Below are 24,361 nucleotides of genomic sequence, written 5' to 3'. Positions count from 1 at the left end.
TTGGTGAAAAAGGAAAAGCGCTTTTTTCGCCACATATGGTGAAACAATTTCAGCGGCCTTGCAGCGGGCCGTTCGCGCGGCCGAATCGGCGCATGAAAAAGGCCCGCGCGGCGGGTGCCGGCGGGCCGTTCGGTTCAGCGATGGAAGTCTGTCAGCCGGTCTTGCGGGGCAGCTGCACCACGTCTGGCTGGATGCGGAACGCCTGCTGGCTTTCCATCACGGAATCCACGACCTTCTGATTGACCTCTGGCAGCTGGCGGTACGTGTCCAGCATTTCGCGCTCGCCCGGCCGAAGCCCGCCGTGTTCGAGATTGAGCAGATCGGCGGTGGAGCAGCCGAGCGCGCGCGCGATCTGTTCCAGGCGCGCCAGCGGCAAATCGCGTTCGCCGATTTCCCAGCGCTGGACCATCGAGCCGGGCACGCCGACCGCCTTGCCGAGCTTGGCCAGCGTAAGACCGGCGGCCTTGCGCCATTCGCGAATGCGGTTCGGATAAGAGCGTTCGATCACCTTGGGCATAATGGTGAATTGTAAAACCCTTGCCGTCACAACGCGTTATCCTTTCTAGGTGAAAATATCGCCAAACCGGCTCTTGCATATTTCACCATATGAGGCAAAAAAAGGCAATGTCCGAAACATTGCACATGGCCGGCCTGAAAATCAGGCAATGGCGGAAGGCGCAGAGGCCCCGCATTTCCGGCGAAACCTTCGCGGAAATGTTCGGCATCAGCATGACGCAACTCTACCGCATCGAGAACGGCTATCTGCCGAACGGCACCGTCATGCGCGACATCACGGCGCGCGGCATCTGCACAGCCGAAGACTGGTTCGAAAAGGTCGAGGCGGCGGCGTGACGCCATGGCGAGCGATGATCTGAAAGCGCGCGACATTGCGCTGATGCTGAACGGCAACGCGCTGGCGCTGGCGCGAACGCTTTTCCCGGCGGGCGTGGAAGCCGGCGGCTTCTTCACCATCGGATCGGTGGCAGGCGAAAGCGGCCATTCGCTGAAAATCCGCCTGTCCGGCGACAAGGCCGGCACATGGGCGGACTATTCGTGCGACGAAGGCGAGGAAGCCGGCAAAGGCGATATGCTCAAGCTGGCCAAGCTGGCGCTGGGCCATGCCGACTATGCGGAAGCGGTGCGCTGGGCGAAAGGCTGGCTGGGCATCGAGAGCATGGACGGCGACGCGCTGGAGAAACAGCGCAAGCGCATGGAAATGGCGCAGCGGCGGGCAGAGCAGCGGCGCGACGGCGTGCGCGAGGACAAGCGCCAGCAGGCCGAAGGCATGTGGATTGGCGCGGGCAAGCTGATCGGATCGCCGGCCATGGAATACCTGCGGGCCACGCGGGGCATCGACTTCGCGGCGATCGGCGCGATCCCGAGCGCGTTGCGGTTCCGCGGTGATGTGTATCACGGGGAGCATCAGCGCAAGTTGCCGGCGATGTGCAGCGCCTTCTGGTCCGTGGATGCGCGGATCGTGGGCTGTCACCTGACGTTCCTGCACCGCCTGCCCGATGGGCGCTGGGACAAGCTGCCGGATATGCTGATCGACGGGAAACGGGTGAAGGTGGCCAAGAAAATCCGGGGGCCGACCTATTGGGGCGCGCATATCCCGATCTGCAAGGGCGCGTTCAAGGGGCCGCTGCGCGATATTCCGGCGGGAATGCCGGTCTATGCCGCCGAAGGGATCGAGAACGCGGCCAGCGTGGCGATGGCGCGCCCGGATGAACGGATCGTGGCGGCGGGCACGCTGGGCAACCTGGGCGCGATGGAACTGCCACCGCAGGCCGGCGACCTGATCCTGATCTGTGACAACGATCCGGAGGGGTCGAAGGCATCTGACAGCCTGGAAAAGCAGATCCGCGCGCAGCAGCTGCGCGCGCGCGAACAGGGCAGTCCGCGCAAGGTGCGATGCCTGTGGCCGGCCCCGGGATTTAAGGATTTCAATGACCAATTGCGGGGGATACGGAACGATGGATAGCGCCGGGCATTCGCCGCAACCAGAGCGCGCCGCCTGATGGCCCGCAAGCGGAACATCGAAGGGATTGCGGCGGCCGAGCCGGTGGACGCACCCGATTTTTTCGGGGCGGACGCGGGGCCGGAGGTGTTCGGGCGCGCGCCGGAACTGCCGCAGCCTTGCCCGGTTACGCCGCTGGGCGTGCAGGGCACCAAAATCTTCTTTCTGGACAGCCTGAACCAGATTTGCACCTCGCCGCCCGACTGCAAGAAGGGCGAGCTAAAGCTGTGGTTCGGCAACGACTGGCTGGAAACCTATTTCCCGCAGAAAGACGCCAAGGGCAACGTCGTCAAATTCAATCAGGATCATGCGCAGACGGCGCTGGTAGAGGATTGCCGCGCGAAGGGCATCTTCAACCCGCAAGGGCGCGTGTTCGGCCGAGGGGCGCACCGCGCGCGGGATGACGAGGAGCAGCTGGTGCTGCACATGGGCCGCAAGGTGCTGCTGGCCAACGCCCGCGATCGCAAGGGCCATGTGAAGGCACCGGAATACGTGCGGCCGGGGCAGGTGGGGGACAGCTATTTCCCGGCGCTGCCCGGCCTGCCCGAACCCGGCGCGGAGGCCGCGACCACGCTGGAAGCGCAAACGCTGCTGAAGCACCTGCAGAACTGGCGCTGGGTGGACCGGCAGGCCGGGCCGTTGCTGCTGCTGGGCCACATCGCGCAAATGTTCATCTGTGGCGCGCTGGAGTGGCGCGCGCATGTGTGGCTGGCGGCGCCGACGGCATCGGGCAAATCGGCGCTGCAACGGCTGATCCGCGCCATTCACGCCGATTGGTGCCTTGCCACGGAAGACGCCAGCGAAGCGGCGCTGCGGCAGATGCTGGGCGACGACACGCTGCCAGTGATGATCGACGAAGCCGAGGCGCACGATCGGCCCGAGCGCCTGGCGCAGATCATGAACCTGATGAAGAAATCATCGAGCGGCGCGAAAATGCATCGCGGTTCCACCGATCACAAGGCGCAGGAGTTCACGGGACAATCGGCGTTCCTGCTTTCTTCCGTGCTGATAGCATCGATGCGCGGCGAGGATCGCAACCGCATCGCCATCCTGGAACTGCTGGGCCTGCCCGAAGATGCCGAGCAGCTGGCCGAGAACCTGCCCGAATGGCGCAAGGTGGGGCGGCGGATGCACCGGCGCATGGTGGAGCAATGGCCGCGCTTCAACGCGACGCTGAACCTCTATCGCCGAGAGATCGGCCGGCGGCGCTTCGAAGGGCGCTGGCGCGATACCTATGGCACCTTCCTCGCCTGTGCCGACCTGCTGCTGTACGACGATCTGCCGCAGGACCCGATCGACGCCATGCACATCGAGCCGGGCACGGGCAAGGAACGCATCGCCAACGCGGTGACGATGATCCTGCCGCTGATGGCCGTGGGCAAGCGCGAGGCGCGAACCGACGTGGAGCGCGTGCAGCTGCACCTGCTTTCGCACATGCTGCCGGGCGCGCCGGGCAAGTCTCCCGAGCCGATCGGCGCGTGGCTGGACCGGGCAATGTCCCTGAAAATCACGCCCGGCCAGTTCGCCACCGACGAACCGGATTCCACGATCGACGAAGAAGCGCGGCGCAAGCTGAAAAGCTATGGCCTTCGGGTAATTTCGCTGACGCGGAACGACAAGGGCGGTTGGCGCATCGACGATGCGCGGCCGGAAGTGTGGGAGGGCCAGTACCTGGCCGTGGCCTACGAAACCAACAAGTCGCTGTGCGAAGTGTTCAAGGGCAGCGAGTGGGCCAACGGCGGATGGCGGCAATCTCTGGCCAAGATCGACGGCGTGGAAAAGGGCCTGAAAGTGCGGTTCAGCGGAAAGCCGGACAACGCGCTGGCGGTGCCGTTGACCGCCTTGCAGGGGGATGAGGGGTGAGCGAGGATATGGAGCGTCCGAACAGTTTCACGCTGGAAAAATTGCGGGCCGCCAAGCGTCTGGTCGATGCAATGCCCCGAGCCCCGGTGTTCGCTACATGGAACAAATTCCCAACCGATCACGTAATATCGTTCAAGTACGAGGGACGCGATTACGTCGGTGCTCATCCCGATTTCTGGAAGCAAATCCCTGTGTCGGATCGCGAACGTTACCAGTCGCTTGAAGCAATTAAGATCATCGATTTAGCGCTGACCTGCTACGCGAAGGAAAGGGCCGCGTTTCTGGGGGCCATGCTCCACGCCGCCTTGGTCAAGGTCGCGAAAGTCAATTCCCCCACCATAATCGTGAGGCAGACGTCATGACCGACCTCAAGGACACCCTCGCCGCGCTGAGTGCAAAGGCAACTCAAGGGGAGTGGGGCATCTGGTTCGAGCAAATCAACGGAAAAGCCGATGCGGCCATCCAAGAGTTGATCGAGCAAGTGCATCACACCGACCCTATCGGCAACTCCCTTGTCATGCTGGACGCCGATGGCAAGTGCCCTGCGATAACCGGTTGCGGTCCGACCAGCGCCGCAAACGCCGCGTTCATCGTTGCCCTCGTCAACGCTTACAGGTCCGGCGAGCTTGTGCCGGTGCCTAGGGTGGAGAAACTGATCGAGACGCTGGCATGGTACGGTGAACAAGCGCGCTTGGCCCGACTGATCCATAGCGAAGGCGATACGGGACGACACGCATTGCAGGCCGATGGCGGGAAAAAGGCACGAGCATTCATCGCAGCCATGAAGGGGGAGGTCAGGGGCGATGCTTGATTGGATGATCCGGCGCACCGTCGAAAAAACCGTACGCGAAACTATCGACGCAAAGATGAACAATGCGATTGACCGGGCTATCGCCAATAATCCGCGCATCCAGTTCGTGAAAGCGATGCAGCTTCGACAACTGGCCGTTGATCCGACGATGGACCCGCGTATTGCCTGGAACGATGCTGTCGAAACATTGAAGGCATTCTGCGAAGACGAGAATTGCCAGTTCGGTGATCCACTATTCGACTGGTCGGAAGATGGCGCCGTATCGCTAATTGATGAATACCAAATTCGATATTGGGAGTCTGCCCCATGACCACTGAACCACGAGTTCCCGTGCAAGCCTTATGCCCGAACTGCGGCTTTGATCGACAGCAACGCATGGCTTACGCGAACAACTGCCCACTGCGGGATGAACTGATGCGGACGTACTGCCCGTATTACGATCCGCCGCGCAAGGAGCGCTCCTGATGCCCAGCGTCTGTGAACATTGAGCGGGCAGCTTGAGCCAAGACTGCAAACATCAATCCTCCAGCCCCGGCCATTCCGGCAGACTTTCCGCGATCAGGCCAAGCATCGCGCCGAGCGAAGGCGGATCGATCGCGTTGACGCTGGGCACGGCTTCCAGAAGATCACGCAGGGCGACCAGCGCCATGCGGGCGCGCTCGTAATCGCCTTCGGGATCGCGCGGCGTGAACATGGGTTCGGCCGGGTGCAGCTGCGTGATGTTGTCCATTTGGTCCCCTTTCCATCCTGCCGGCGATTCCCGGAAGCGGGCATCATGCCGAATCGGATGCTTGTAGGAAAGCATTTGTTCCCTATTTGTTCTTAACGTGGCGTTGGCGTTCCCAATCGATCCGCATCCACCGTTCGTTCGTCTCCTCGTCCCACAGATGGCGATAGACGCCTTCGCGATACCAAGGCTGGTTCCAGCCTTCGCAACCGGGGGTGATGCGGCAGCGGCAGCGGCGGTTAATCAGGCTGTAGGAGCCGCCCAGCTTGGCGCGCAGGGCCACAAGATCGACATCGCGGTATTGCTTGCACGTGGTGCAGATCATGCGGATTTCCGCGCCTTCCGCGATGGCCACGTCCAGCGTCTGCACCCAAGACTTTATCGCGCCACTTCTTTTCGCCATGCTGGAAAGAGAACGGATGCGGAACGATTCGGCAAGGGGGTAAGCTATGTTCGCGGCGCTGGCGCTGGTGCTGATGGGGCAGGGTGTGGCGGCGGCCGGCCGCAGCGACATCGAGGCGATGCGGATTGCCGAAAGGCAGAAGGCACTGGCCGCCTGGGAAAGCTGCACGCTGGGCAATGCATCGCGCCTGGCGCGCGGCAATGCCGAACCGGCGGCCACGATCGCCGATGCCGCCTTGGGTCTGTGTGCGGATGGCGAGCGCGACTATCGCCGATGGACGAATGAAATCGTCAAGGTTCTCGATAATTCGTGGGAATATGCCAACCAGCAGACGGCGACCATGCGCAACGAAGTGCGCGGCCGGGCCATCGCTGCCGTGATAGAGCAGCGATCGAAGGCCCCGACCCGCCGAAAGCGCTAGATCAGCGCGCCGGTGCGAGCCTTGCCGGCATCGGTCCATGCGATGAACGGCCCCTGTTTCAGCCAGCCCCGTTCGATGCCGAGAATGCGGCCCCACACGTTCGCGGCCTTGGTAAAGGTGTTGCGCCAATTGACGACGCGGTGCGGCTTGCCGCGCTCCTGCTTGACCTCCGCGAAGTCCGCCGCGCGCAGGGCGTCATCTGCCTCGGCCGGACAGTCCGCGCCGATCGCGGCCAGCACCGTTCGCGCGGCCTTGGGGGTGAGGTGCGGCCGGCCCTTGGCCTTGCCTTCGTGCGGCCCGAAATCCAGCCCATAGGCGACCGCTGACAGCACCGCACCGGGATCTGTGAAATCGAGCGTTCGCAACAAGTCATCCACACGGCCGGCGCTGATCAGGTCGACCGCGTGCCAATAGCGCGCGGTATCGGAATCAGAATAACCGTGGCGGTTGCGGGGCGGTTCGCGGTCTATCGTCATGCCCAGCGCGGCCTCTGCCTGCTTGACGAACGGATGATCGGCCAAGCGCGGATGGCGCAGCCCGATGCGGCGCGGATGATGATTGCCCTGCCAGTCGGTTTCGGGCTGCTGCACCGCGATCGGGCCGCGCATGAGGCGGGAGGGGAGATTCCACGGCCACGGGAGCGCCTGATTGTCGCTGGACAGCGATCGGTTGAGATCGAGCAGGAACGCATTGGGAGCAAGGCCGGCCGAAAGGATGCGCGCGCCCAGCTCGTCGGCTGTGGGCGGGGTGGCGAATAGATCGAGTTGGGTTGCCATGGTGCGGGCCTCAACCTTCGCGATCGAGCCGGTCGATTATCTCGTGAGGCTCAACAACGAAGTTCGACCATCCATGATAGCCCACGGTCGGGCGACCGTCTGGCGTGAAGCCGTTTACCTTGCGGACCGCGACGCGATAGCTGGACCGCGTGGCGGCCTTGAACTTGATGCGATCGCCGATGCGGATTTTCTTGCGCATGAGGTTTCCTTTCGGGAGTGACGCGGCCGGATGGCCGCTCACATGGCCGCCGGCCCCGATCCCGGACCCGGCGGCGCAATGAGCGGTCAATGGTAAGCGGTGTAGTGCCGGGCGGCGTAAACGCCCTTGCCGCCGATCCGGTGCGTGGGCTCCACGCGGTAGGCGGTGCGGACGTCATCGATACGCACGCTGCCGTTGCGGGCGTGCCGGCGCAGGGGTTCGCCCTTGTAGGCTCCGGGAAGCGGCACGGTCTTGCCTTGCTGCCAGTGGGTTTCCTCTATGCCGGCGGCCAGCTCGCGCACTTCGACCATGGTTGTGCCGATCAGCGCCGTGACCTCGAACCATTCTATGTTGGTCTGTTCATAGCCCCACGAGGTGGCCAGAATATCGCCAACGACCACGCCCCGGCCCTTCGCCTTCAGCGCGGCGCGGGATTCTTCGCGGTGCTGGACGCTGGCGAAATAGCCTGCGATCGATGCATCCCGGCGCTGGACGCTCTGGAACCGATAGCGCCACGCGGGCTTACGCAGGCGGCCATGAAAGACCATGGCGGCCGGCTTTCCGCCGCTCTCATAGAGATAGGCGACGGCGCTGGAATGCTTGTGCGCGACCTTGATCGCGCCGGCCGGGATATGATCCTCGCGAGTGACGGGTTGGCGGCGCATCGGTCAATACCCCGCCCAAGCGCGCAGGTCGGCCGGCGTGGCGTGGTGCGCGGTTTCGATTTGCTCGCTTTCGAGTTCGTCAGTGCTGAAGAAACCGCCGGTGGTTTCCATGACAAAGCCGTGTTCCGGATGGTCGACGAACCGGGCGGGCTTGTCGCCGCCCCAGTCATGGCTGTCAGCCCATGACAGCCAGCGGTTGCGCTGCGGGGGTGTCATCTCTGCAAACTTGGTCATTTCGGTCGGCCTCCTATGCCGGATTGTCAGCGCCGAATGCGGCGGACGCTTTTTACCGTATATGGTGAAAAATGGATGTCAATACACAAAATGACGCGGCCCGCCAGCGCGTCGATAGACGCGCGGTGCGGCGGGCCTCACTTCGCCTAACCTATTCTCACAACGGGATAATATGAGCCTTCGCGCCTCTATATCCACCCGGACCCGGACCCGGTTTTGCAGGCAGTTGATGGGACGGCTTGGAGAGGCTTGTGGGCGTTCCCGATGTTCCGAGCGTTCTAGGGTGTTGGAACGCAATATATGTTTATAAATCAATGCCTTGTGTGAGGCGTTCCAGCGTTCCAGCTTTCCGAGCCGGTCTCATGATGTACGCGCGGGACGCGCGCGCGCTTCACACGCGCGCTAACGCAGAACATTCGGAACACTTCATATTATCTATATAGTTCAATAGGATATATGTTCTAAAGAGCGTTCCAGTGTAGAACATTCGGAACGCTTGCAGTCCGAGATTGCGTTAATTCGCCGTATGTGGTGAAACCTGCCGCCATGGCTCGGCACGCTTCCGCCTTCGCGAATATTCTAAGGGCTGGATATTGGCCCGGACGGGTGTTGAGGGGGCGGGCGTGCGGCGGGCTGGGGAATTTCGCGGCGGTCCACGGCGCGATCTGCTGCGGCGGCGCTGGTGACAGCATCCGCTCGTGCAGCTGCGGCAGCGAGGCCAGGCGCTCACACCGCCTGGCCTCGATAGCCGGAAATCAAGCACTTAGCGGGCTGGCGCTGGGCACCGTCGCAACGGCAGCGTCGCAACGGGCCAGCGGATCGGCGGAGTTCCGCGCCTTTCGTGGGGTGCGTCGTCAAATTGCCTGTCTGGCGACGCGGGGCGGCCTGCCGATCGCGATCCGCGCGGCGCGACGGCCGGCGGCCGAAGGCCGCCGGGGGGTGGCTTCCCCCTTCGGCATGGCCGCGCCCAGGTACGCGGGTTCCGGACACCGGGCCGGAAATCTGGAAAAGTCGGCCAGCGGCTTTGCCCCGACCACTGGCAGCACCATCCCGACCGGACCGAAGGCGCGGATCGTCTGTCGCCGGGGCGCGGGGTCCGGGGTGTGGGCTTGCATCAGGCCGGATTTGCTACTGCGCGCGAAAAATCGGCGCGATGCGGAGCGGGTTGGGGTCAATGGCCGGTGTGGGGCGCATGAATCGCTCTGCGGTGACAGCCCGCGCAGGCTAGGCCGGGGGTGACGGGCATGTCAAGCAAGCCCTCGTCCCTTGAAAGCGCCATGCGCCGCGCAGCGGAAGAACCGGCGCAGGCGGGCCTGTTCGGCGTGGAAGCGGATGCCTCCGCCGTGGACGCTCTGCGCCGGGCCGATGGCACGTTGCCGCCCGACGTGTTCCGCATCCTGCGTCGATCGCCACCTGCAGCGCGCGGACCGGGCCGTCCAAAGGGCGCGGGGAACAAGCGCAGCGAGCAATTGTCGCGGCTTATCATCCACAAGTACGGAGATCCCGTAGAGGCCATGGCAAGCCTCTACGCGACGCCGCTGGACCAGCTTGTCGAGCTGGTGTTGATCGCGGACGGCACCCAGGAGCGCCAACGCCAGCTAGACGAACTGGTCAGCGAGCTGGCGCGGGGCGTGCATGATCTGGTGAAGGCATCGCGCGGCAATGTCTCGGCCGATAGCATCAACCGCCTGGCCGATGCCTGCGAGGCGCTGGAAAGCGCGGCGCGCCGATCGCAGGGCAAGCCGGGCGATGTTGCGATCAAGGCGCTGAACGTGCAGCTTGCCGCGCAGAAAGCCACGGCGGAGTACGTCCACAGCAAGAAACCGGTCGAGGCGAACGTCAACGTCAAGTCCGATGGCGTGCTGGTGTTCCCCGGTGGCGTGGCTGGCGGCTTCGATCAGCTGGATGATCGCACGCGCCATGCGGGCGCGCTGATCCAGAAGGCGCTGGAAGGCGGCCAGATCACATCGGACATGCTGGCGGGCATGACGCTGCGCGACGGGCAACTGGTCGATGCCGAATGGGATGACGTCGACGACGGCGACGCCGATAGCGGAGGCGAGGCATGAGCAGCATTGCCATGCTGGCCCCTGTCGGCCCGGTCTCCGAAGCGTTCATCGCGGACGAAAGCCTGATTTGCGCGATCATGGGGCCGTACGGCTCCGCGAAAACTACAAGCTGCATCCGCAAGATCATCCAAAGCCCGCGTTTCCAGAACAAGGGGCCGGACGGCGTGCGCCGCGTGCGCTGGTGCGTGGTGCGCGACACCTATGGCCAGTTGGAAACCAACGTTCTCAATTCGTGGTTCACCTGGTTCCCCAAGACGAAAGACAACTGGAACGGGCGGGAAATGGTGCACCGCCTATCCTTCGATGTGGCGCTGCTGGACGGGAGCGAGCCGGAGCGCTGGGAAATTGAGGTCTATTTCCGCGCCATGGGCGACCAGAAGGCGGAGGACGTGCTCAAGGGGCTGGAGCTTACCGGCCTGTGGCTGAACGAGGTGGATACGCTGGACAAGGGCGTGCTGCGGTTCGGCCTGCCGCGAACCGGGCGCTACCCCTCGGCCGCGCATGGCGGATGCCAGTATCGCACGGTGATCGCGGATTTCAACGCGCCGGACATCGACAACTGGACTTACGAACTGCTGGTCGAGCAGAAATTGCCGATCAGCGACGACCTGGCGGCGGAATTGCGCAAGGCGCTGGGGCCGCGCTTCAACATCGGGTTCCATCGCCAGCCCGGCGGGCGATCGAAAGACCCGCTGCCGGAAAACATCCGCAACCTGCCGGATGGTTACTACGAATCGCTGATGCTGGGCCTGACGGCCAACGACATCCGCCGCTTCGTGGACAACGAGTTCGGCGCCGTGCGCAACGGTCAGCCGGTCTATCCCGAGTACAACGACGACATCCATTGCGTGCCAGACCTGCTGCCGCAACGCGACTTGCCGATGTGCCTTGCGGTGGATGGTGGCTCAACGCCGGCTGCTGTGTTCGGCCAGATTGACGATCTTGGACGGCAACGCTGGACCGCTGAATGCGTGGTGTTTCAGGACGATGCCGACAAGGGCCTTGAGCAGATGGGGCCGGAAGTGTTCGGCCGCATCGTGGGCGAGTTCTGGCTTGAGCATTATGCCCACTTCACATTCGGCGGGGCGTGGGCTGATCCGGCCGCCTTTTACGGCGAAGATCGCGACGATTATGGCTGGATCAAGCTATTCTGGAAGGCATTCCAGAAGACGCTGAAAGAGGGCGGGATCAACGCTGCGGCATGGAAGATCAAGCCCGCGCCGTGCAACGGAAACCGCCTGCCCGAGCGACTGGAGGCGGTGCGCCGACCATTGACCAAGATGATTGGCGGGCAACCCGCATTGTCGATTTCGGACAAGTGCCGGTTCCTGCGGCGCGGCTTCAAGAACGGCTACGTGATCCTGCGCAGCCAGCTTTCCAACGGTTCCGGCCGCTGGGCCGACAAGCCGCTGAAGAACGACTTCAGCCACGTTCATGACGGCGGCCAGTACCTGGCGCTGGGCCTGACCAAGCGCGGCGCGCGCGCCGATAGCGACGGGCGCAGCCGTGGGCGCGCCGATGGCGAGCAGCACCGTTCGCGCCGGCGTGCGGACTTCGGAACCGGTCAATTCGCCCACAAGGAGCATCGATAATGGGAGCCATCGCACCTTTGCTGATAGCCGGCGTGGCGAGCGCTGGCGCGACGGCGGCGCTTTCGTCCGCGCTGGCGCCGAAACCAAAGACCTATGCCGCGCCGGTACAGCGGGTGGACCGCACGAGCGGCACCATTTCCGACGAACTGGCCAGTCGCCGCGGGAGCCGCGTGAACCGCCGCACCGGCGGCCTTGGCGCGGAAGCTGACCCGTCCAGCGGTACGAAAAGCAAGCTGGGCACCTGACCGAAAGGAACGACCATGGAAGACGGAAAGACCGTGGAATACGACCTGTCCGAATTGATCAAGGGCACCGTCGCATCCATCGAAGCCAAGCTGCCTGATATTCGCACGGGCGATCTGGCCGCCATGCTGGAACTGGAACATGCCGGCCATGCGCGAACGACGCTGGTGAAGGCGATCGAAGCGGAAATGGCCGGGCGTACCGCGCATGAGAGCGACGCCCAGGGCGGGGGCGAGGCAACTGGCGCGGCCCTGTCCGATCAGACCGGCGGTGCTGCCCCCGGCGACTTCCCCGATGCACCGTTGCCCAACGACGAATCGCAGAGTGACGGCAACATTCTTGTGCTGCGCGCTGCACTCGAGCGCGCCGGCTACGTTGTCGAAGGCGACGATTCCGTGATCGTGATCGCCACGGATGCGATCGGCAACCTGTTCGACGAACTTGAGAAGGCGAAGGACGTCCTTGCGCAGATCGGCAAGGAACCAGCGCCGGCCATCGTTCGCGAGAAGATGAAAATCGCCACTGGCATCCCGTCGCTGACCGGATCGGTAACGGTGGCGTTTGCGGATGCCGATGACGTGGAAATCGCATCGATTTCCCGGCTGCGCTTTACCCGCGACAAGTTCGCATTCCGCCATTTCGACAATTCATTCATGCTGACGGCGGAAATTGCCTTCCCCGTGCATGTGGACGCGGCCGAAGTCATGTCTGTCTGGCTGCTGGATGACGAAGGCGACGCCTGGGCGAAGTCCAGCCTGTTGCAGCCGTTGCCGGTGGGCGGTGGCCGCAGCGCCAAAATCCCCGCCAGTTTCCTGCGCTTCGACTGATCCGAGAGAGGGCAAGCCGCGATGATCGATCCCGACAAGGTGAAGGCCAATCAGGCGCGCATGGAAGCCGCCCGATCGAATTACGATACCGTGTGGGCCTTGATCGCGCGGCTTGTGTTCCCCGAGCAGGACAATCTGTTTTCCGGGGGCATGGGCAAGAGCAAGTGGCTGCAAAACCAGCCCATGATGGGGATGAACCACGAACCCTATACCACGCAGGCGCTGGAAGACGGCGTATCGGTGTTCGAATCCTACGTGATGCCAAAGGGCCAGCGCTGGCAGAAGCTGGAACTGGGCGATGAAAGCCTGATGCGGAAGGTGGCGCATCAGCAATGGCTGGAAGCCAAGGAAAAGCAGCTTTTCAGCCTCCGCAACGATCCGCGCAGCGGCTTCGTTGGCAACGTGCATGAATCGGCCATGAGCATATTCTCATTCGGCCCGCAAAGCCTGTGGGTGGACAAACGCCGTGACCAGCTGGGCCGGATCGCGGGGCTTTCCTATCAATCCGAGTTCGTGGGTGACGTGTGGATCGAACGCGATGCCGAAGGCAACGTGATGCGATCGCACCGTGCCATCGAGCTGACGGCGGAACAGGCGCTGGCGAAATGGGGTGACGATGCGCCGCCCAAGGTTCGTGAGTACATGACCGGGCCGAATGCACAGCCGAACCATTCGATGACGTTCCTGCATGTGATCGAGCCCAACCGGGCCTATGATCCGGAGCGCCTGGACGCAAAGGGCAAGGTGTGGTCGGCCGGCTACTGGTCCGTTGAAGACGAAATGCTGTTCAAGGAAGGCGGCTACAACTCGCAACGCCGGATCGTAAGCTGCTTCAATCGGTCCAACAAATCGACGTGGGGCCGCAGCCCTTCGATGAAGGTGCTTTCGCGCGTTTGCATGGAACTGGAGATCTGGACCGATCGCGTGTTCGCGGCGGAACTGAACCTGAAACCGCCGCTGCTGCTGCCCGATGATGACATCGACGTGGTGGAGATCAAGCCGTTCGGCCTGACCTTTGGCGGGATGAACGAGCGCGGCGAGCCGATGGTGCGCGAAATGCTGACCAACAGCGACGCGCGCGACGCGCAGGAACTGTCTGCCGAAGCAAAGCAGCTGATCGACCGGGTTTTCTACCGCGATCTGCTGCAACTGAACCGCGAATACAAAAGCCACATCCCGGCGGCGCGGATCGCGGAGGAATCGGCGGAAAAGGGCCTGCTGCTGTCCCCGCTGGCCATTCAGGAACAGCACTGGCTTTCCCCGATGACGGAAGCGGAACTTGTGCTGATGGCGGAAATCGGCCTGTTCGACGACGCGCCGCCCGAAGTGGCGGAATATCTCGCCTATAGCGGCGGCCTTGGCATCCGCTATGACAATGGCCTGACGGCCTTGCAGGAGGCTGGAAAAAGCGCCGCGTTCCTGAACCTGGCATCGCAAGTGGGTTCGCTGGCGCAATTCGATCCGTCCGTGGTCGACGACTTCCGCCGCGAGTTCCCGATGCAGCGCGTGATCCCCGAACTGGCGCGCATCGCCGGGGTGCCGGCATCGATGCGGGCCACGGAGGAAGAACGCGAGGCGTTCGACGCCGACAAGGCGCAGAAGGCCCAGCTTGACCAGCTGCTGAAAACCGTGCCGGTGCTGACCGATGCGGCGCAGGCCAATGCGGCGGGCGGCCAACCGCTGCCACAAGGCGGCCTGGCATGATCGAGCGCGAACTTGAAGCCATGGCCGCCCGGCACAAGCCGGATGGCGATGGCGTGCTGGCGCGCCTGCGGGCCTACCAACACGAAAAGCGGGTTATTGCCGCCTACCAGCGTCTTTTCCTTGGTGGGGAGGCCGGCGAGCAGCTGACGCCGGACGCGATGATCGTGCTGGACGACATTTCGCGCATCGCGGGGCTTGGCAAGGCGCGGATCAACGCCAGCGATACCGAACTGCGCATGACCGAAGGCGCGCGGATGATCGTGCTGCACGTGATCAGCCGCTTTCGCGCGGATTCACAGAAGCTCGCGCGCCTGGCGCGCCAAATAAGGGAGACCCGAAGTGAGTGATATTTCCCAGCAGCTTGCCGGTGGTGGCACGCCCGCGCCCGCGCCCTCACCCGCGCCGACGCCTGCCCCCGCGCCAGCCCCTGCACCGGCCGCAGCGCCCGCGCCGGCCCCGGCACCATCCTTGCCGGCCTGGATGAACGGCCTGCCGGACGAATACCGGGCCGATCCCGACCTGAACCGCTATGCGACGGTCGAAGACCTGGCCAAGGGCCTGAAGGAAACGCGCACATGGGCGCGCGGGCGCGTGCCGATCCCGGCTGACGATGCGGGGTGGAAGGAATTTGGCGAGAAGCTGCGGCCGGAAAGCGCGGACAAGTACAACTTCGAGGTTCCGGAAGGTGACAGCGGCGAAATGGCGACCGCCTATCGCCAGTTCGCGTTCGATGAAGGTATCCCGGCGCGCTTTGCCGAACGCACCGCGGCGTTCTTCAACCGGCAGCAGGCGGAACTGGTCTCCAAGATCGCCACGCAGAACAAGGCCGATTTTCAGGCGCTGGACCTGGAATTTGGCACGCAAGGCTACAACACGCGCATTGAGGCCGTGAACAACATGCTTCGCGCGGCGGGCATCGCGGACTTTGAGGCACTGGATTCGCTGGCCAATGCCAAGGGCGCGGGGGCAACCATGCGCGCACTGTTCACGCTGGCCGAGAAGACCGGCGAACTGGAAAAGGTGGATGGCGCGGCAGTGGCCCTGCGCGGCGGGAACATGGCCCCCGAAGCGGCGCAACAGGAGGCCAATCGCTTGATGGGCGATGCCGACTTCATGGCCAAGGCGAAGGTCAAGGGATCACCCGAGGCCAAGAAGTGGGACGCGCTCAATCAAGCTATCGCGCGCAGGGGGGCTTGACCTTTTTTCAACCTATACGGTAAATACGTGCCGCCGCCGGGCAGTTTTCATCCCTGTTGATGCCCGGCGGCGCCCTCCGGCCTCCCTTTGCCCTGCAAAGCCCCGGATGCTCTGGCGAAAGCAGCCACGCCAACGCGGTGCGTGAACCGCCAGATCGGCCCGGCACCTGCCGCTTCCCCGGTCGAAAAACCAACCTCACCCGTTCGTTTTTTGACCCAGGAGGGCAAAATGTCCGAAGATTTTGCTGATAAGCATCGCAACGTCACTTTCAGCAACAACGTGACCGCCACGCTGCGGCAGGAACCGGGGATGCTCTATCCCCTGTGCGGCAGCGATAACGACTATACCGGCAACAAGAAGGCCCGCATCGAGAACCGCTTCGGCCGGCTGAAGATGAAGCCCAAAACGGGCCGAAACAGCGATACCGACAATACCGACATCGACAGCGTGGCGCGCTGGATTCAGCCCGGCCCGCTGGAGAACGTCGCGCCGCTGCTGGATCGCGAGGACGCGCAGACCACGGAAGTCGATCTTGGCAGCCCGCTGGTGCGCGAAGTGGCCGCCGCTGCCGCGACCTATCACGACGACATGTTCGGCGTGGGCTTCTTCGGCAACGCATGGTCCGGCGAGTTCGGCGATACCGCCGTGCCGTTCAAGAACGCCAATGTCCTGGTGCATGGCGGCGTGGGCCTGACGCTGAACAAGCTGATCGGCATGCGCGAGCTGCTGCGCAAGCGGCACGTCAACATCCAGCGGGAAAAACCGATCATCCTGCTGTGCCCGGAGGACGAAAGCGCGCTGCTGCAAATCCCCGAGTACAAGAGCCACGACTACAACGGGTCAAAGCCGCTGGTCGAAGGCGAGATCAAGCCGTTCATGGGCTTCCGCTTCTTCAGCATCACGCCCGACGCCGAATCGATGCCGGAAAGCTGGGCGAACTTCTACACCGACGCGGGGGTGACGCGGCAGTTGCCGTGCTTCGTCGGCAGCGGCCTCCATCGCGGTAAGTGGGTGGAGTTCTGGGGCAAGATCAGCGACCGGAACGACAAGAACCATTCGCAGCAGTTCTACGGCGAAGCGCGATCGGCGGTGGCCCGCACCGACGAAGACAAGTGCTTCATCTTCCAGACCCGGTAACCGGCACGGCCGGGCGGCCATGCGCCGTCCGGCCTGCTTTCCTGCATCCATCCGGCCACTGCCGGGACAGTCAGAAGGAACAAGGCCATGCCGACCAAGTACGGTTCCGCCTATAGCGACACCGATCCGCTGAAGAAGGCGCCGGGCACGAGCGTGAATGCCGGCACCCGCCATTTTCGCAACGTGTTCAACTTCGCCGATGCCGGCGTGGGCGGAACGCAGAATCCGCTGTGCGTGGCGAAGTTGCCGGCGGGCGTTGTGCCCAAGGGCTTCACCATCTCCAGCGACCAGAACATTTCCGCGACCAACATCACCGTGGGCAATGCGACGACGGCGGCCAAGTACGTTACGGCCACCGCCGGCCCCGCAGCCAATGCCACCAAGCGTTGCGATCTTACCATCGCCACCCTGGCGGCGGACCCGTCCACCGACACCGAAGAAGTGCTGCTGACGCCATCGGCCAACTGGCCGGCTGCGGGCACGCTGATCGTGGATTTCATCGTCACCAAGCGCTGATCGACCAGCGAGGCGGGCCTTAACCTCTCCCAAGGCCCGCCTCGCCAACCTGCGGCGCGCCGGAGTTTGGAACTTCGGATGGGGATCGGAAGGACATCCGGCGCGCCGCCTTTCTTATGAGGCCATGATGTCCGATACGCCATCGCAGACCGGTATCGTCAACGGTGCGCTGGCGGACCTTGGCAGCACAACCCGCCTGCAATCGATCGACGACAGGGGCAACACGGCCGCGCAGGCGCGCCAGCACTGGTCCGACGTTGTGCGCGAACTGCTGCCGGCCCACACCTGGAACTTCGCGATCCGCCGCACGGTGCTGCCCCTGCAGGAAGAACTGCCAGCGGGCCTTGGCTGGAAGTATGCCTATGCCCTGCCCGTGGACAACATGCGGTGGCTGGTGCCGAACCGCGAAGAAACCGATCTGTGGTTCGAAGGCGAGGAGGAAGGCGGGCGCATCCTGACCAACCGGGAAGCGCCATTGCCCTTGCGCTACATTTCCGCCGAGCTGGGCATGACGGTGAGCCGCTGGCCCGCGCATTTCGTCAAGGCCGTGCGTACCGAGCTAGCGGCCCGCATGGCCGATGCCGTGACGCAATCGGAATCGATCACCGATCGCGCGCGCAAGAGCGCAGACGCCGCGCTGAAACTGGCCAAGCGCACCGATGGCCTTCAGACGGGCCGCACGAGCCGCAGCGCGCTGGCCGTCAAGAGCGACTGGCTATCAGCGGCACACTGGCCCAGCCCTCGCGCCGGTTGGCGGTGACGTGTTATGAGCCGCACCACACCGGTTCAGACCAGCTTCAACGGTGGCGAGCTTTCGCGCCGCCTGTCCGCGCGCATCGACCAGGGCATCTACGCCATCGCCGTGGAGCAGATGGTGGGATGGGCGCCGCTGGTGGAAGGCCCGGCGGAGGCGATGCCGGGCACGATCCATGTGGCGCAAGCGCCGGGGCCGTGCCGGCTGATCCGCTTCGAGCCGTTTTCAACGCAAGGCCATGTGATCGAAGCCAGCGCCGGCAAGTTCCGCGTCTATACCAACGACGCGCTGATCGCGATCGGCGGCGTGCCGGTGGAAGTGGCCAGCCCCTATAGCTGGGCCGACGTGCAGCAGCTGCGCACGCATCACGACAAGGACGTGCTCTATTGCACGATGCGGGGCAAGAAGCCGCGCGAGTTCCGCCGCGATGGCGCGACCGCGTTTTCCTTCGCCGATCTGGAACTGAAGAACGGCCCGTTCGAAGATCGCAACGAGGACAAGGGACTGCGCGTTTCCGCGTCCGCGCTTTCCGGCGACGTGACCCTGACCGCCACAACGGGGATCTTCGCGGCCACCGACGTTGGCGGCCTGTTCCAGCTTGAAGCGGAGGATTTCGGCGACATTCCGGCATGGGAGCCGGGCATCACGGTAACCGCCGGGCAACTGCTGACCTATGAGGAGCGCGTCTATCGCGTGGTGGGTGGCGGCGCGGCGATGCGGACGGGCGGCTATAGCCCCGTGCATACCGAAGGCGTGGAGTGGGATGGCGTTGGCCATGGCACCGACATCAACGACAAGCCGGCGGCGGGCGTGCAGCTTGAATACGTGCACGACAAGATCGGCATCCTGCGCATAACCAGCTTCACGAGCGCAACCGAGGTAGGCGCGACGGTGCTTCGGCACCTGCCGTTCTCGAGCGTGGACGGAAATTACGACTACACCGGCGGCTACTACGATCCCGAATGGGGATCATGGGTGCCAGTCGATGGATCGGTCAGCTATGCCTATGGCACATGGCGCTGGCGCTTCGGCGCGTTCAGCGACACGCGCGGGCATCCGGAATCCGCCTGCATCTGGAACGAGCGGCTGTGGCTGTCCAAGGACAACACCGTCTATGGCAGCGCATCGGGCGACCTGCACAACTTCGCCGTCTGGAACGAGCTGGGCGAGCTTACCAACGATATGGCCCTGACGGCCGAGTTGCCGGACCCGAACCCCGTTTTCCACATGGTGGGCGACGACAAGCTGCTGATCCTGAACAAGACGGGCATGTTCGCGCTTGGCCCGGCGGGCACCGGCAGTGGCGTAGGGCCGAACAACCGGCGTGTCGATCGGCAGAACAACCGCAGTTGCGGCACGCCCGAGCCGGTGGCGCTGGACAGCCGCACCATCTACATCGACCGTTCCGGGCGGCGGGTGCATGAAGGCGATTACGATCCGGGCCGGAACACCGAAGCGGGCGTGGACCTGACCCGCTATGCCCGGCACATCGGCAAATCCAAGTTCGTTCGCCTGGCCGCGCAGTCGCTGCCGTTGAACCATCTGTGGGCGGTGGTGGGCGATGGCACGCTTGCCTGTGCCGTCTATCTTCCCGACGAACAGGTATTGGGCTGGGGCAGGCGCAAACTGGCAAGCGGGATGCTTGCGCGCGATCTGTGCTGCATCACCGATCCCGATGGGGTGTACGATCAAGTCTGGATCGCGGCCGAGTTCGGCGGGGCGTGGCATGTGCTGCGCATGGCGCAGTGGCGCGAGGACGGCGATAGCGACGTCAACGCCGTGATGCTGGATATGGCGGCGATCTATGATGACGCGGAGCCGTTGGCGACCTTTACCCATCCCGTGCTGCGCAACCGCACAATCGACGTGGTGGCGTCCGGCGCGTGGTATCAGGTGGAAACCGACGCTGCCGGCCAGTTTACCCTGCCCGAACCGGCGACGCCGGTTGTGGCCGGCCTGCCCTATGAGGCGGTGCTGACCGGCCTGCCCATCGAAAGCGGGGGAGAGACAGGACCGGCGCGCGGAAAAATGGCGCGGATCGGGCGAGGCTGGATCGAAGTCGAATTGTCGCAGGGCCTTGAGGTGGGCGTGCCCGACACCCTGGTTCCGCTGGAACAGTTGCAGGGCGATTCCCCGACCGATGAAGGCTTCGCCCCGGAAAGCGGCATCCGGATTATCGAGCAGGCCGGAGACTGGACCCGCCGGCCGCGTCTGGAAGCGCGGCGCGTTGCGCCCTTTCAGGCCACGATCCTTGCGTGGAGCGGCACCACGGAAGTGCAGCAGCGATGATCCGGATCAATCCCTTCCGGGCGGAAGACGCGCTTGAGCTGGTGCTGCAACCGACGCAGCTGGTGGCGCTTTCCTGGCACGATCGCCAGCGCGCGGCGCACCGGTTTGGCGAAGCGGGCAATGCCTTCACCGTGCGCGATGCCTGCGACCGGGCGATCTTCTGCGGGGGCGCGATCGAGCAGCACGCCGGCTACGCGACGCTGTGGGGCCTGTTCGCGCTGGACAAGCGGCATGCATCGTTCCGGCTGCTGACGGCGACGCGCCGGTTCATCGCCGGCCTGCCGCACCGGCGCGTGGACGCGACGCTTGAGGACCGGGCGGAAGCGAAGCGCTGGGCATGGCTGCTGGGCCTGCGGCCGGATGCGATCCTGACCGATGCCGCGCCCGATGGCGGCGACCTGCAAATCTGGCGGAGAGTATAATCATGGGAAGTATCCTTCCGGCCGCCGCGCTGGCGATGCAGACGGTGGGCGGGTTGACGCAATCGATCGGCGCGAGCCGGAGCGAGAGTGCCGCGGCGGCGGTCGATGCCGAGAACGCACGCCTTTCGCTGCTGGCGGGTGAGCAGGACGTGGGCGCGATCCGGCGCGCGGAACGACGGGCGGCGGGCGATGCCCTGACGGAAATGGCCGGATCGGGCATTGCCGTGGGCACGGGCAGCGCGGCCGACGTGATCGCGGCCAGCGCCAAGCAGGCCGAACTGGACATCGCGGCGCGGCGCACCCAGGCCATGGGCGAGCAGCGCAACTATCTGATGAGCGCGGATCAGCATCGCGTGGCGGCGCGCAACGCGATCATCTCGGGCGCGTTCAACGCGATTTCCACCGTGCTTTCGGGCGCGAACGATATGCGGAACCGGAACCTGTTGCAGACCCAACTGGCGACCGAACGCCGAGTGCAGCTTGGCGGTAGCACCGTTGCTCCACCGCGAACGACATCAAGCGGCTTCGCTGGCGGATATTCCCGCCAATACGATGCCAACAGCTTCCCGGGATTGCGGAGCTACTGACATGGCAGAGGGATACGTCGCCAAGCTTCCTTCCAGTGTCGTCCTGCGCCAGCAGGTGCGCCAGTCCTCAACACTGGACGCCATCGGCGAGGGGCTTTCCACGCTGGGCCAGGCTGGATCGCGGATCGCCGATCAGAACGCGCAAACGCAGGATCAGATAGCGGCGAGCCAACATCGGATCGCCATGGAGGAAAGGCGACGCCAGCAGAGCGCGGTCACCGCAGTATGGCTTGGCAAGCTGGCTGACGAAAAAGAGCAGGCCCGCATCCAGGCCGCCGATCTGCGCACCAAGACGGCCGACGGGGCGATGGGCCATGAAGCGGCGGTAACGCAGGCGATGGACGATCGCTGGGGCAAGTTCATGGATGGCCTTTCCAGCGCCGCCGGAAACGACCCGGAAGTCATGCAGCGCTTCGCCCCCGCCATCGCTTCGGCCCGGGCCGATGTGATCGGGGATGAATCGGTATGGGCGCTGGGTCAGCGCGCAGAAGCGCAAGGGCGCGGGGTAGAAAAGGCTATAAACTCGGTTGCCAACGAGCAGCTTGGCGCACCCGATCCGCAGAAGCTGATCCGTGACCTCGTGCCGATCAAGCAAATGATGGACGCGGCCGATTGGCCGGGTAATGCCAAGGCCAAATTGTGGGACAATGCCCTGCGGCAAGGCTTTGGCGCTACGCTGGATGGATTGATCGGCGGCGGGCAGTTCGGCGCGGCCAAGGAAATCCTGCAATCCGGCCAGTTGAACGGCGTGTTCACGCCCGAAGAAATGCGGCTCTATGGCCAGCGTGCGGGCGCGGCCGAAAAGGAAGCCGCCTATATGGCGGAGCGTGCGGCCAGCGAAGAACGATCGGCCGCCAAGGATGCGCTGGCTGCGATCAAGGTCCGCATCGAGAATGGCGATGCCGTGCCGCAAAGCGAAGTGGTTTCGGCGTTCAACCGGGCGAAGTCGGCCGGGTTGAAAGAGGCCGACCTGCTGGAGTTCGGTTACATGGCCGATTCCGCCGCGCAGATGCAGCAGTACCGGGGCATGGCAACGCCCGAACTTTCCAACCTGGCGACCGCGTTGCAGGCGAAGGTGAACGCCGGCACGGCATCGGCGGAAGAAACGCGCCGCCTAGCGACTGCACGCAAGGCAATCGGCCTGCGTGACGATGCCGAGGGGGACAACCTATCGACGCTGTGGAAATCCGGCGAAGGCGGACAGGCGCAAGTGATGGCGCGGCTTTCGGCCATGCCGGTAGATCAGCGCCACCGCGTTGCCGTGAAGATGGGGCAGGACAAGCTGGCGATGATCGCCAATCTGCCGCCGGCGCAACAGGATACCGCGCTGCTGGGGGCGCGGTTGCCCGATACGGCGAAGGCCCCGTTTCTGCCGGTGAAACCCACGAAGGGGGGCGGCATCGATCAGGACGCAATTCGCGAGACGTTCCGCCGCGTCGTTTCCCCCGCAATCATGAATTCCCTTGGGGGCGCGGAAGACATCTATCAGGCGGCCGTTGATTTCTACGTGGGATCGCAGGCGAAAGGCGGCACGTCCGGCGCGTGGAGCGCCGCCGGCTTCGAAAAGGCGGTCAAGATCATGTTCGGGGCGACGGCCCGGCCGGACGGGACGTGGCAAGGCGGGCTTGGCACGGTGCGCGGGCGCAAAGTTGAACTGCCGCGTGGCTGGAACGAATCCGAATTTGATGCGCGCCTATCCCGATACGACTTTGCCGCGAAAGACGTGCGCTATCCGGGTGGTCAACCTGTGAACAAGGCGGACGTGCTGGCGAACTACCAACTTGTCGTCGACCATGCCGACCCCGATGGATCAATGTATTACCGCCTGCAAGATCGGGGTGGCAACTGGTTGGTATCCAAGAGCGGCAGGCCATTTCTGCTTGGTGCAGATGCAACGCCAGGGAATGTGGCAAAGCGCACTCCGTCGCCTGCGATTCCGGGCCTGATACAGGCTGGAAATATCGATCTCCACAAGCGGCCCGTGGTTCACAATAGCGACGGCTCCATTTCCACCGTTCGCAGTATGAGCTTTGGCACCGATCAGGGCGAAGTGTTGGTGCCAACGGTTTCCGACGATGGTCGCATCATGACCGATCAGGAAGCGATGGCGACCTATTATCGAACGGGTCGCCACCTTGGCATCTTCAGAACACCACAGGAAGCGGACGCCTATGCGCAGAGCCTACATGAGGCGCAGGCCAAAGAGTACAGAGGTCGCTGATGCCCTATCCAGTTTCAAACGAACGTAGGGCCGCACCGAAAGAAACGCCGCTTCCGCCCCCGCCTCCCGCTCCTTCATTCCTTGACCAGATCGGGGCGAGCTTCCGCACGGCGGCCGATGAAACGGAGGATGCGCGGCGCGGACGTGTCTATGAGGCATACGACGGCCTGGCGCAGACGTTGCAGGACATGGGGCACGATCCCGCCTCATTGCGCCGCGATCCGCTGTGGGGTTTGCTGGGGCCGGTCTCCGTCGATGGTGACAAGGTTTGGCAAGCGGTGGAAGCGGAACGCCAGCGCAACCCCAGCGCCTTCAAGAACATTCCCGCGACGCGAGAAGAATTTGAAGTGCAAGTCCGCCGCCGGAATGGCGGGCGTGACGCGGACCTTGCCACGCTGGCACGGGGCGGAGGCGTGTCCGGGTTTGCCGCCAATGTGATCGGCGGAACCGCCGTGGACATCGGTGACAGCCCGGCAGGACCGCTTTCGTTGATGCTGGGCGGCGGCGGAAAGACGGTTTTGCAGACCATGCTTCGCGAAGGCGTTATCAACGCGGGGCAGGAACTGGCGATGACGCCCGACCGGATGCGAGGGCGTGAGGCGCTGGGCGAGCGCATGACTGGCGCCGAAGCGGCGCTGAACGTCGGTTCCGCGTTCCTGGGCGGCGCGCTGCTGGGCGGCGCGGGCG

The 24,361-nt window shown here is 64.2% G+C and carries 29 protein-coding genes; 22 read left to right on the top strand and 7 right to left on the bottom strand.

Annotated features, from left to right (window positions below):
• Positions 1–151 precede the first annotated feature (151 nt).
• Positions 152–508, bottom strand: coding sequence for a helix-turn-helix domain-containing protein (locus B3547_RS04320; protein ID WP_292960536.1), 357 nt, complete (start codon positions 506–508; stop codon positions 152–154).
• 134 nt (positions 509–642) lie between these two features.
• On the opposite strand from B3547_RS04320, the gene B3547_RS04315 reads away from it, so the two are divergent.
• The 6 genes from B3547_RS04315 to B3547_RS04290 are packed head-to-tail and all read left to right on the top strand — an operon-like array spanning position 643 to position 5,001.
• On the top strand, positions 643–852 hold the full coding sequence (locus B3547_RS04315) for a helix-turn-helix domain-containing protein (RefSeq protein WP_292960535.1): 210 nt from the start codon (positions 643–645) through the stop codon (positions 850–852).
• A gap of 4 nt (positions 853–856) precedes the next feature.
• Positions 857–1,981 carry a DUF7146 domain-containing protein gene (locus tag B3547_RS04310; RefSeq protein WP_292960534.1) on the top strand — a complete coding sequence of 375 codons (1,125 nt, stop codon included), beginning with the start codon at positions 857–859 and terminating at the stop codon, positions 1,979–1,981.
• A gap of 36 nt (positions 1,982–2,017) precedes the next feature.
• Positions 2,018–3,880 carry a hypothetical protein gene (locus B3547_RS04305; RefSeq protein WP_292960533.1) on the top strand — a complete coding sequence of 621 codons (1,863 nt, stop codon included), beginning with the start codon at positions 2,018–2,020 and terminating at the stop codon, positions 3,878–3,880.
• Positions 3,877–4,242 carry a hypothetical protein gene (locus tag B3547_RS04300; protein ID WP_292960532.1) on the top strand — a complete coding sequence of 122 codons (366 nt, stop codon included), beginning with the start codon at positions 3,877–3,879 and terminating at the stop codon, positions 4,240–4,242. The genes B3547_RS04305 and B3547_RS04300 overlap by 4 nt, the downstream gene beginning before the upstream one ends.
• Positions 4,239–4,691: a hypothetical protein gene (locus tag B3547_RS04295; protein WP_292960531.1), complete on the top strand. Its 453-nt coding sequence runs from the start codon at positions 4,239–4,241 to the stop codon at positions 4,689–4,691. The genes B3547_RS04300 and B3547_RS04295 overlap by 4 nt, the downstream gene beginning before the upstream one ends.
• Entirely contained in the window at positions 4,684–5,001 is a 318-nt protein-coding gene (locus B3547_RS04290; RefSeq protein WP_292960530.1) for a hypothetical protein, read from the top strand. The genes B3547_RS04295 and B3547_RS04290 overlap by 8 nt, the downstream gene beginning before the upstream one ends.
• A 207-nt stretch (positions 5,002–5,208) precedes the next feature.
• Here B3547_RS04290 and B3547_RS04285 read toward each other — a convergent pair whose 3' ends face one another.
• Together B3547_RS04285 and B3547_RS04280 are read right to left on the bottom strand one after the other, a co-directional pair.
• Positions 5,209–5,421 carry a hypothetical protein gene (locus tag B3547_RS04285; protein WP_292960529.1) on the bottom strand — a complete coding sequence of 71 codons (213 nt, stop codon included), beginning with the start codon at positions 5,419–5,421 and terminating at the stop codon, positions 5,209–5,211.
• Positions 5,422–5,503: 82 nt separating this feature from the next.
• Positions 5,504–5,821: a hypothetical protein gene (locus tag B3547_RS04280; protein WP_292960528.1), complete on the bottom strand. Its 318-nt coding sequence runs from the start codon at positions 5,819–5,821 to the stop codon at positions 5,504–5,506.
• Positions 5,822–5,867: 46 nt separating this feature from the next.
• Between B3547_RS04280 and B3547_RS04275 the strand changes: the two genes are divergently transcribed.
• Positions 5,868–6,242, top strand: a complete 375-nt coding sequence (locus tag B3547_RS04275; protein ID WP_292960527.1) for a hypothetical protein — start codon at positions 5,868–5,870, stop codon at positions 6,240–6,242.
• On the opposite strand, the gene B3547_RS04270 is transcribed toward B3547_RS04275, so the two are convergent.
• From B3547_RS04270 to B3547_RS04255, 4 genes are all read right to left on the bottom strand, one after another.
• Positions 6,239–7,018 (bottom strand): hypothetical protein, encoded by a 780-nt coding sequence (locus B3547_RS04270; protein WP_292960526.1) that lies wholly within the window; start codon positions 7,016–7,018, stop codon positions 6,239–6,241. The two genes, B3547_RS04275 and B3547_RS04270, sit on opposite strands and share 4 nt — an antisense overlap.
• Before the next feature lie 10 nt (positions 7,019–7,028).
• Complete coding sequence (locus B3547_RS04265) at positions 7,029–7,217, bottom strand: hypothetical protein (RefSeq protein ID WP_292960525.1); 189 nt, start codon at positions 7,215–7,217, stop codon at positions 7,029–7,031.
• 86 nt (positions 7,218–7,303) lie between these two features.
• The gene (locus tag B3547_RS04260) at positions 7,304–7,882 is read right to left on the bottom strand and encodes a hypothetical protein (RefSeq protein WP_292960524.1); all 579 of its coding nucleotides are present in this window, start codon (positions 7,880–7,882) and stop codon (positions 7,304–7,306) included.
• A 3-nt stretch (positions 7,883–7,885) separates the two neighbouring features.
• Positions 7,886–8,116 carry a hypothetical protein gene (locus tag B3547_RS04255; protein WP_292960523.1) on the bottom strand — a complete coding sequence of 77 codons (231 nt, stop codon included), beginning with the start codon at positions 8,114–8,116 and terminating at the stop codon, positions 7,886–7,888.
• Between the two features lie 1,244 nt (positions 8,117–9,360).
• On the opposite strand from B3547_RS04255, the gene B3547_RS04250 reads away from it, so the two are divergent.
• The 15 genes from B3547_RS04250 to B3547_RS04180 form a co-directional block, all read left to right on the top strand.
• Positions 9,361–10,185 carry a hypothetical protein gene (locus tag B3547_RS04250; protein ID WP_292960522.1) on the top strand — a complete coding sequence of 275 codons (825 nt, stop codon included), beginning with the start codon at positions 9,361–9,363 and terminating at the stop codon, positions 10,183–10,185.
• The gene (locus tag B3547_RS04245) at positions 10,182–11,777 is read left to right on the top strand and encodes a hypothetical protein (protein WP_292960521.1); all 1,596 of its coding nucleotides are present in this window, start codon (positions 10,182–10,184) and stop codon (positions 11,775–11,777) included. The genes B3547_RS04250 and B3547_RS04245 overlap by 4 nt, the downstream gene beginning before the upstream one ends.
• The gene (locus B3547_RS04240) at positions 11,777–12,022 is read left to right on the top strand and encodes a hypothetical protein (protein WP_292960520.1); all 246 of its coding nucleotides are present in this window, start codon (positions 11,777–11,779) and stop codon (positions 12,020–12,022) included. The genes B3547_RS04245 and B3547_RS04240 overlap by 1 nt, the downstream gene beginning before the upstream one ends.
• A gap of 15 nt (positions 12,023–12,037) precedes the next feature.
• On the top strand, positions 12,038–12,847 hold the full coding sequence (locus B3547_RS04235; protein WP_292960519.1) for a hypothetical protein: 810 nt from the start codon (positions 12,038–12,040) through the stop codon (positions 12,845–12,847).
• A gap of 21 nt (positions 12,848–12,868) precedes the next feature.
• Entirely contained in the window at positions 12,869–14,551 is a 1,683-nt protein-coding gene (locus B3547_RS04230; protein WP_292960518.1) for a portal protein, read from the top strand.
• Entirely contained in the window at positions 14,548–14,898 is a 351-nt protein-coding gene (locus B3547_RS04225) for a hypothetical protein (RefSeq protein ID WP_292960516.1), read from the top strand. Before B3547_RS04230 ends, B3547_RS04225 begins: the two co-directional genes overlap by 4 nt.
• On the top strand, positions 14,891–15,748 hold the full coding sequence (locus B3547_RS04220; RefSeq protein ID WP_292960515.1) for a hypothetical protein: 858 nt from the start codon (positions 14,891–14,893) through the stop codon (positions 15,746–15,748). Before B3547_RS04225 ends, B3547_RS04220 begins: the two co-directional genes overlap by 8 nt.
• Positions 15,749–15,976: 228 nt before the next feature.
• A complete protein-coding gene (locus tag B3547_RS04215) occupies positions 15,977–16,885 on the top strand; it encodes a phage capsid protein (RefSeq protein ID WP_292960514.1) in 909 nt (302 codons plus the stop codon).
• Between the two features lie 87 nt (positions 16,886–16,972).
• Positions 16,973–17,401 (top strand): hypothetical protein, encoded by a 429-nt coding sequence (locus B3547_RS04210; protein WP_292960512.1) that lies wholly within the window; start codon positions 16,973–16,975, stop codon positions 17,399–17,401.
• A 127-nt stretch (positions 17,402–17,528) separates the two neighbouring features.
• The gene (locus B3547_RS04205; RefSeq protein WP_292960510.1) at positions 17,529–18,161 is read left to right on the top strand and encodes a hypothetical protein; all 633 of its coding nucleotides are present in this window, start codon (positions 17,529–17,531) and stop codon (positions 18,159–18,161) included.
• A 6-nt stretch (positions 18,162–18,167) separates the two neighbouring features.
• Entirely contained in the window at positions 18,168–20,444 is a 2,277-nt protein-coding gene (locus B3547_RS04200) for a hypothetical protein (RefSeq protein WP_292960508.1), read from the top strand.
• Positions 20,441–20,866: a hypothetical protein gene (locus B3547_RS04195; protein WP_292960505.1), complete on the top strand. Its 426-nt coding sequence runs from the start codon at positions 20,441–20,443 to the stop codon at positions 20,864–20,866. The genes B3547_RS04200 and B3547_RS04195 overlap by 4 nt, the downstream gene beginning before the upstream one ends.
• 2 nt (positions 20,867–20,868) lie before the next feature.
• Positions 20,869–21,453, top strand: coding sequence for a hypothetical protein (locus tag B3547_RS04190; protein ID WP_292960503.1), 585 nt, complete (start codon positions 20,869–20,871; stop codon positions 21,451–21,453).
• Position 21,454: 1 nt separating this feature from the next.
• Positions 21,455–23,674 (top strand): hypothetical protein, encoded by a 2,220-nt coding sequence (locus tag B3547_RS04185; RefSeq protein WP_292960501.1) that lies wholly within the window; start codon positions 21,455–21,457, stop codon positions 23,672–23,674.
• A gap of 188 nt (positions 23,675–23,862) precedes the next feature.
• The coding region (locus tag B3547_RS04180; RefSeq protein WP_292960499.1) for a hypothetical protein at positions 23,863–24,361 on the top strand (499 nt) is incomplete at its 3' end.

This window comes from Novosphingobium sp. UBA1939 (assembly GCF_002336885.1).
Taxonomy (GTDB): Bacteria; Pseudomonadota; Alphaproteobacteria; order Sphingomonadales; family Sphingomonadaceae; genus Novosphingobium.
Note: the sequence above shows the minus strand (reverse complement) of the source record. Positions and strands in the feature narration are given on the sequence as shown.

Excerpts from the sequence above, each read along its gene's own strand:
- B3547_RS04315 (WP_292960535.1), top strand. The coding sequence starts at position 643 with ATGGCCGGCCTGAAAATCAGGCAATGGCGGAAGGCGCAGAGGCCCCGC.
- B3547_RS04310 (WP_292960534.1), top strand. The coding sequence starts at position 857 with ATGGCGAGCGATGATCTGAAAGCGCGCGACATTGCGCTGATGCTGAAC.
- B3547_RS04305 (WP_292960533.1), top strand. The coding sequence starts at position 2,018 with ATGGCCCGCAAGCGGAACATCGAAGGGATTGCGGCGGCCGAGCCGGTG.
- B3547_RS04295 (WP_292960531.1), top strand. The coding sequence starts at position 4,239 with ATGACCGACCTCAAGGACACCCTCGCCGCGCTGAGTGCAAAGGCAACT.
- B3547_RS04290 (WP_292960530.1), top strand. The coding sequence starts at position 4,684 with ATGCTTGATTGGATGATCCGGCGCACCGTCGAAAAAACCGTACGCGAA.
- B3547_RS04285 (WP_292960529.1), bottom strand. The coding sequence starts at position 5,421 with ATGGACAACATCACGCAGCTGCACCCGGCCGAACCCATGTTCACGCCG.
- B3547_RS04280 (WP_292960528.1), bottom strand. The coding sequence starts at position 5,821 with ATGGCGAAAAGAAGTGGCGCGATAAAGTCTTGGGTGCAGACGCTGGAC.
- B3547_RS04275 (WP_292960527.1), top strand. The coding sequence starts at position 5,868 with ATGTTCGCGGCGCTGGCGCTGGTGCTGATGGGGCAGGGTGTGGCGGCG.
- B3547_RS04270 (WP_292960526.1), bottom strand. The coding sequence starts at position 7,018 with ATGGCAACCCAACTCGATCTATTCGCCACCCCGCCCACAGCCGACGAG.
- B3547_RS04265 (WP_292960525.1), bottom strand. The coding sequence starts at position 7,217 with ATGCGCAAGAAAATCCGCATCGGCGATCGCATCAAGTTCAAGGCCGCC.
- B3547_RS04260 (WP_292960524.1), bottom strand. The coding sequence starts at position 7,882 with ATGCGCCGCCAACCCGTCACTCGCGAGGATCATATCCCGGCCGGCGCG.
- B3547_RS04255 (WP_292960523.1), bottom strand. The coding sequence starts at position 8,116 with ATGACCAAGTTTGCAGAGATGACACCCCCGCAGCGCAACCGCTGGCTG.
- B3547_RS04250 (WP_292960522.1), top strand. The coding sequence starts at position 9,361 with ATGTCAAGCAAGCCCTCGTCCCTTGAAAGCGCCATGCGCCGCGCAGCG.
- B3547_RS04245 (WP_292960521.1), top strand. The coding sequence starts at position 10,182 with ATGAGCAGCATTGCCATGCTGGCCCCTGTCGGCCCGGTCTCCGAAGCG.
- B3547_RS04240 (WP_292960520.1), top strand. The coding sequence starts at position 11,777 with ATGGGAGCCATCGCACCTTTGCTGATAGCCGGCGTGGCGAGCGCTGGC.
- B3547_RS04235 (WP_292960519.1), top strand. The coding sequence starts at position 12,038 with ATGGAAGACGGAAAGACCGTGGAATACGACCTGTCCGAATTGATCAAG.
- B3547_RS04230 (WP_292960518.1), top strand. The coding sequence starts at position 12,869 with ATGATCGATCCCGACAAGGTGAAGGCCAATCAGGCGCGCATGGAAGCC.
- B3547_RS04225 (WP_292960516.1), top strand. The coding sequence starts at position 14,548 with ATGATCGAGCGCGAACTTGAAGCCATGGCCGCCCGGCACAAGCCGGAT.
- B3547_RS04215 (WP_292960514.1), top strand. The coding sequence starts at position 15,977 with ATGTCCGAAGATTTTGCTGATAAGCATCGCAACGTCACTTTCAGCAAC.
- B3547_RS04210 (WP_292960512.1), top strand. The coding sequence starts at position 16,973 with ATGCCGACCAAGTACGGTTCCGCCTATAGCGACACCGATCCGCTGAAG.
- B3547_RS04205 (WP_292960510.1), top strand. The coding sequence starts at position 17,529 with ATGTCCGATACGCCATCGCAGACCGGTATCGTCAACGGTGCGCTGGCG.
- B3547_RS04200 (WP_292960508.1), top strand. The coding sequence starts at position 18,168 with ATGAGCCGCACCACACCGGTTCAGACCAGCTTCAACGGTGGCGAGCTT.
- B3547_RS04195 (WP_292960505.1), top strand. The coding sequence starts at position 20,441 with ATGATCCGGATCAATCCCTTCCGGGCGGAAGACGCGCTTGAGCTGGTG.
- B3547_RS04190 (WP_292960503.1), top strand. The coding sequence starts at position 20,869 with ATGGGAAGTATCCTTCCGGCCGCCGCGCTGGCGATGCAGACGGTGGGC.
- B3547_RS04185 (WP_292960501.1), top strand. The coding sequence starts at position 21,455 with ATGGCAGAGGGATACGTCGCCAAGCTTCCTTCCAGTGTCGTCCTGCGC.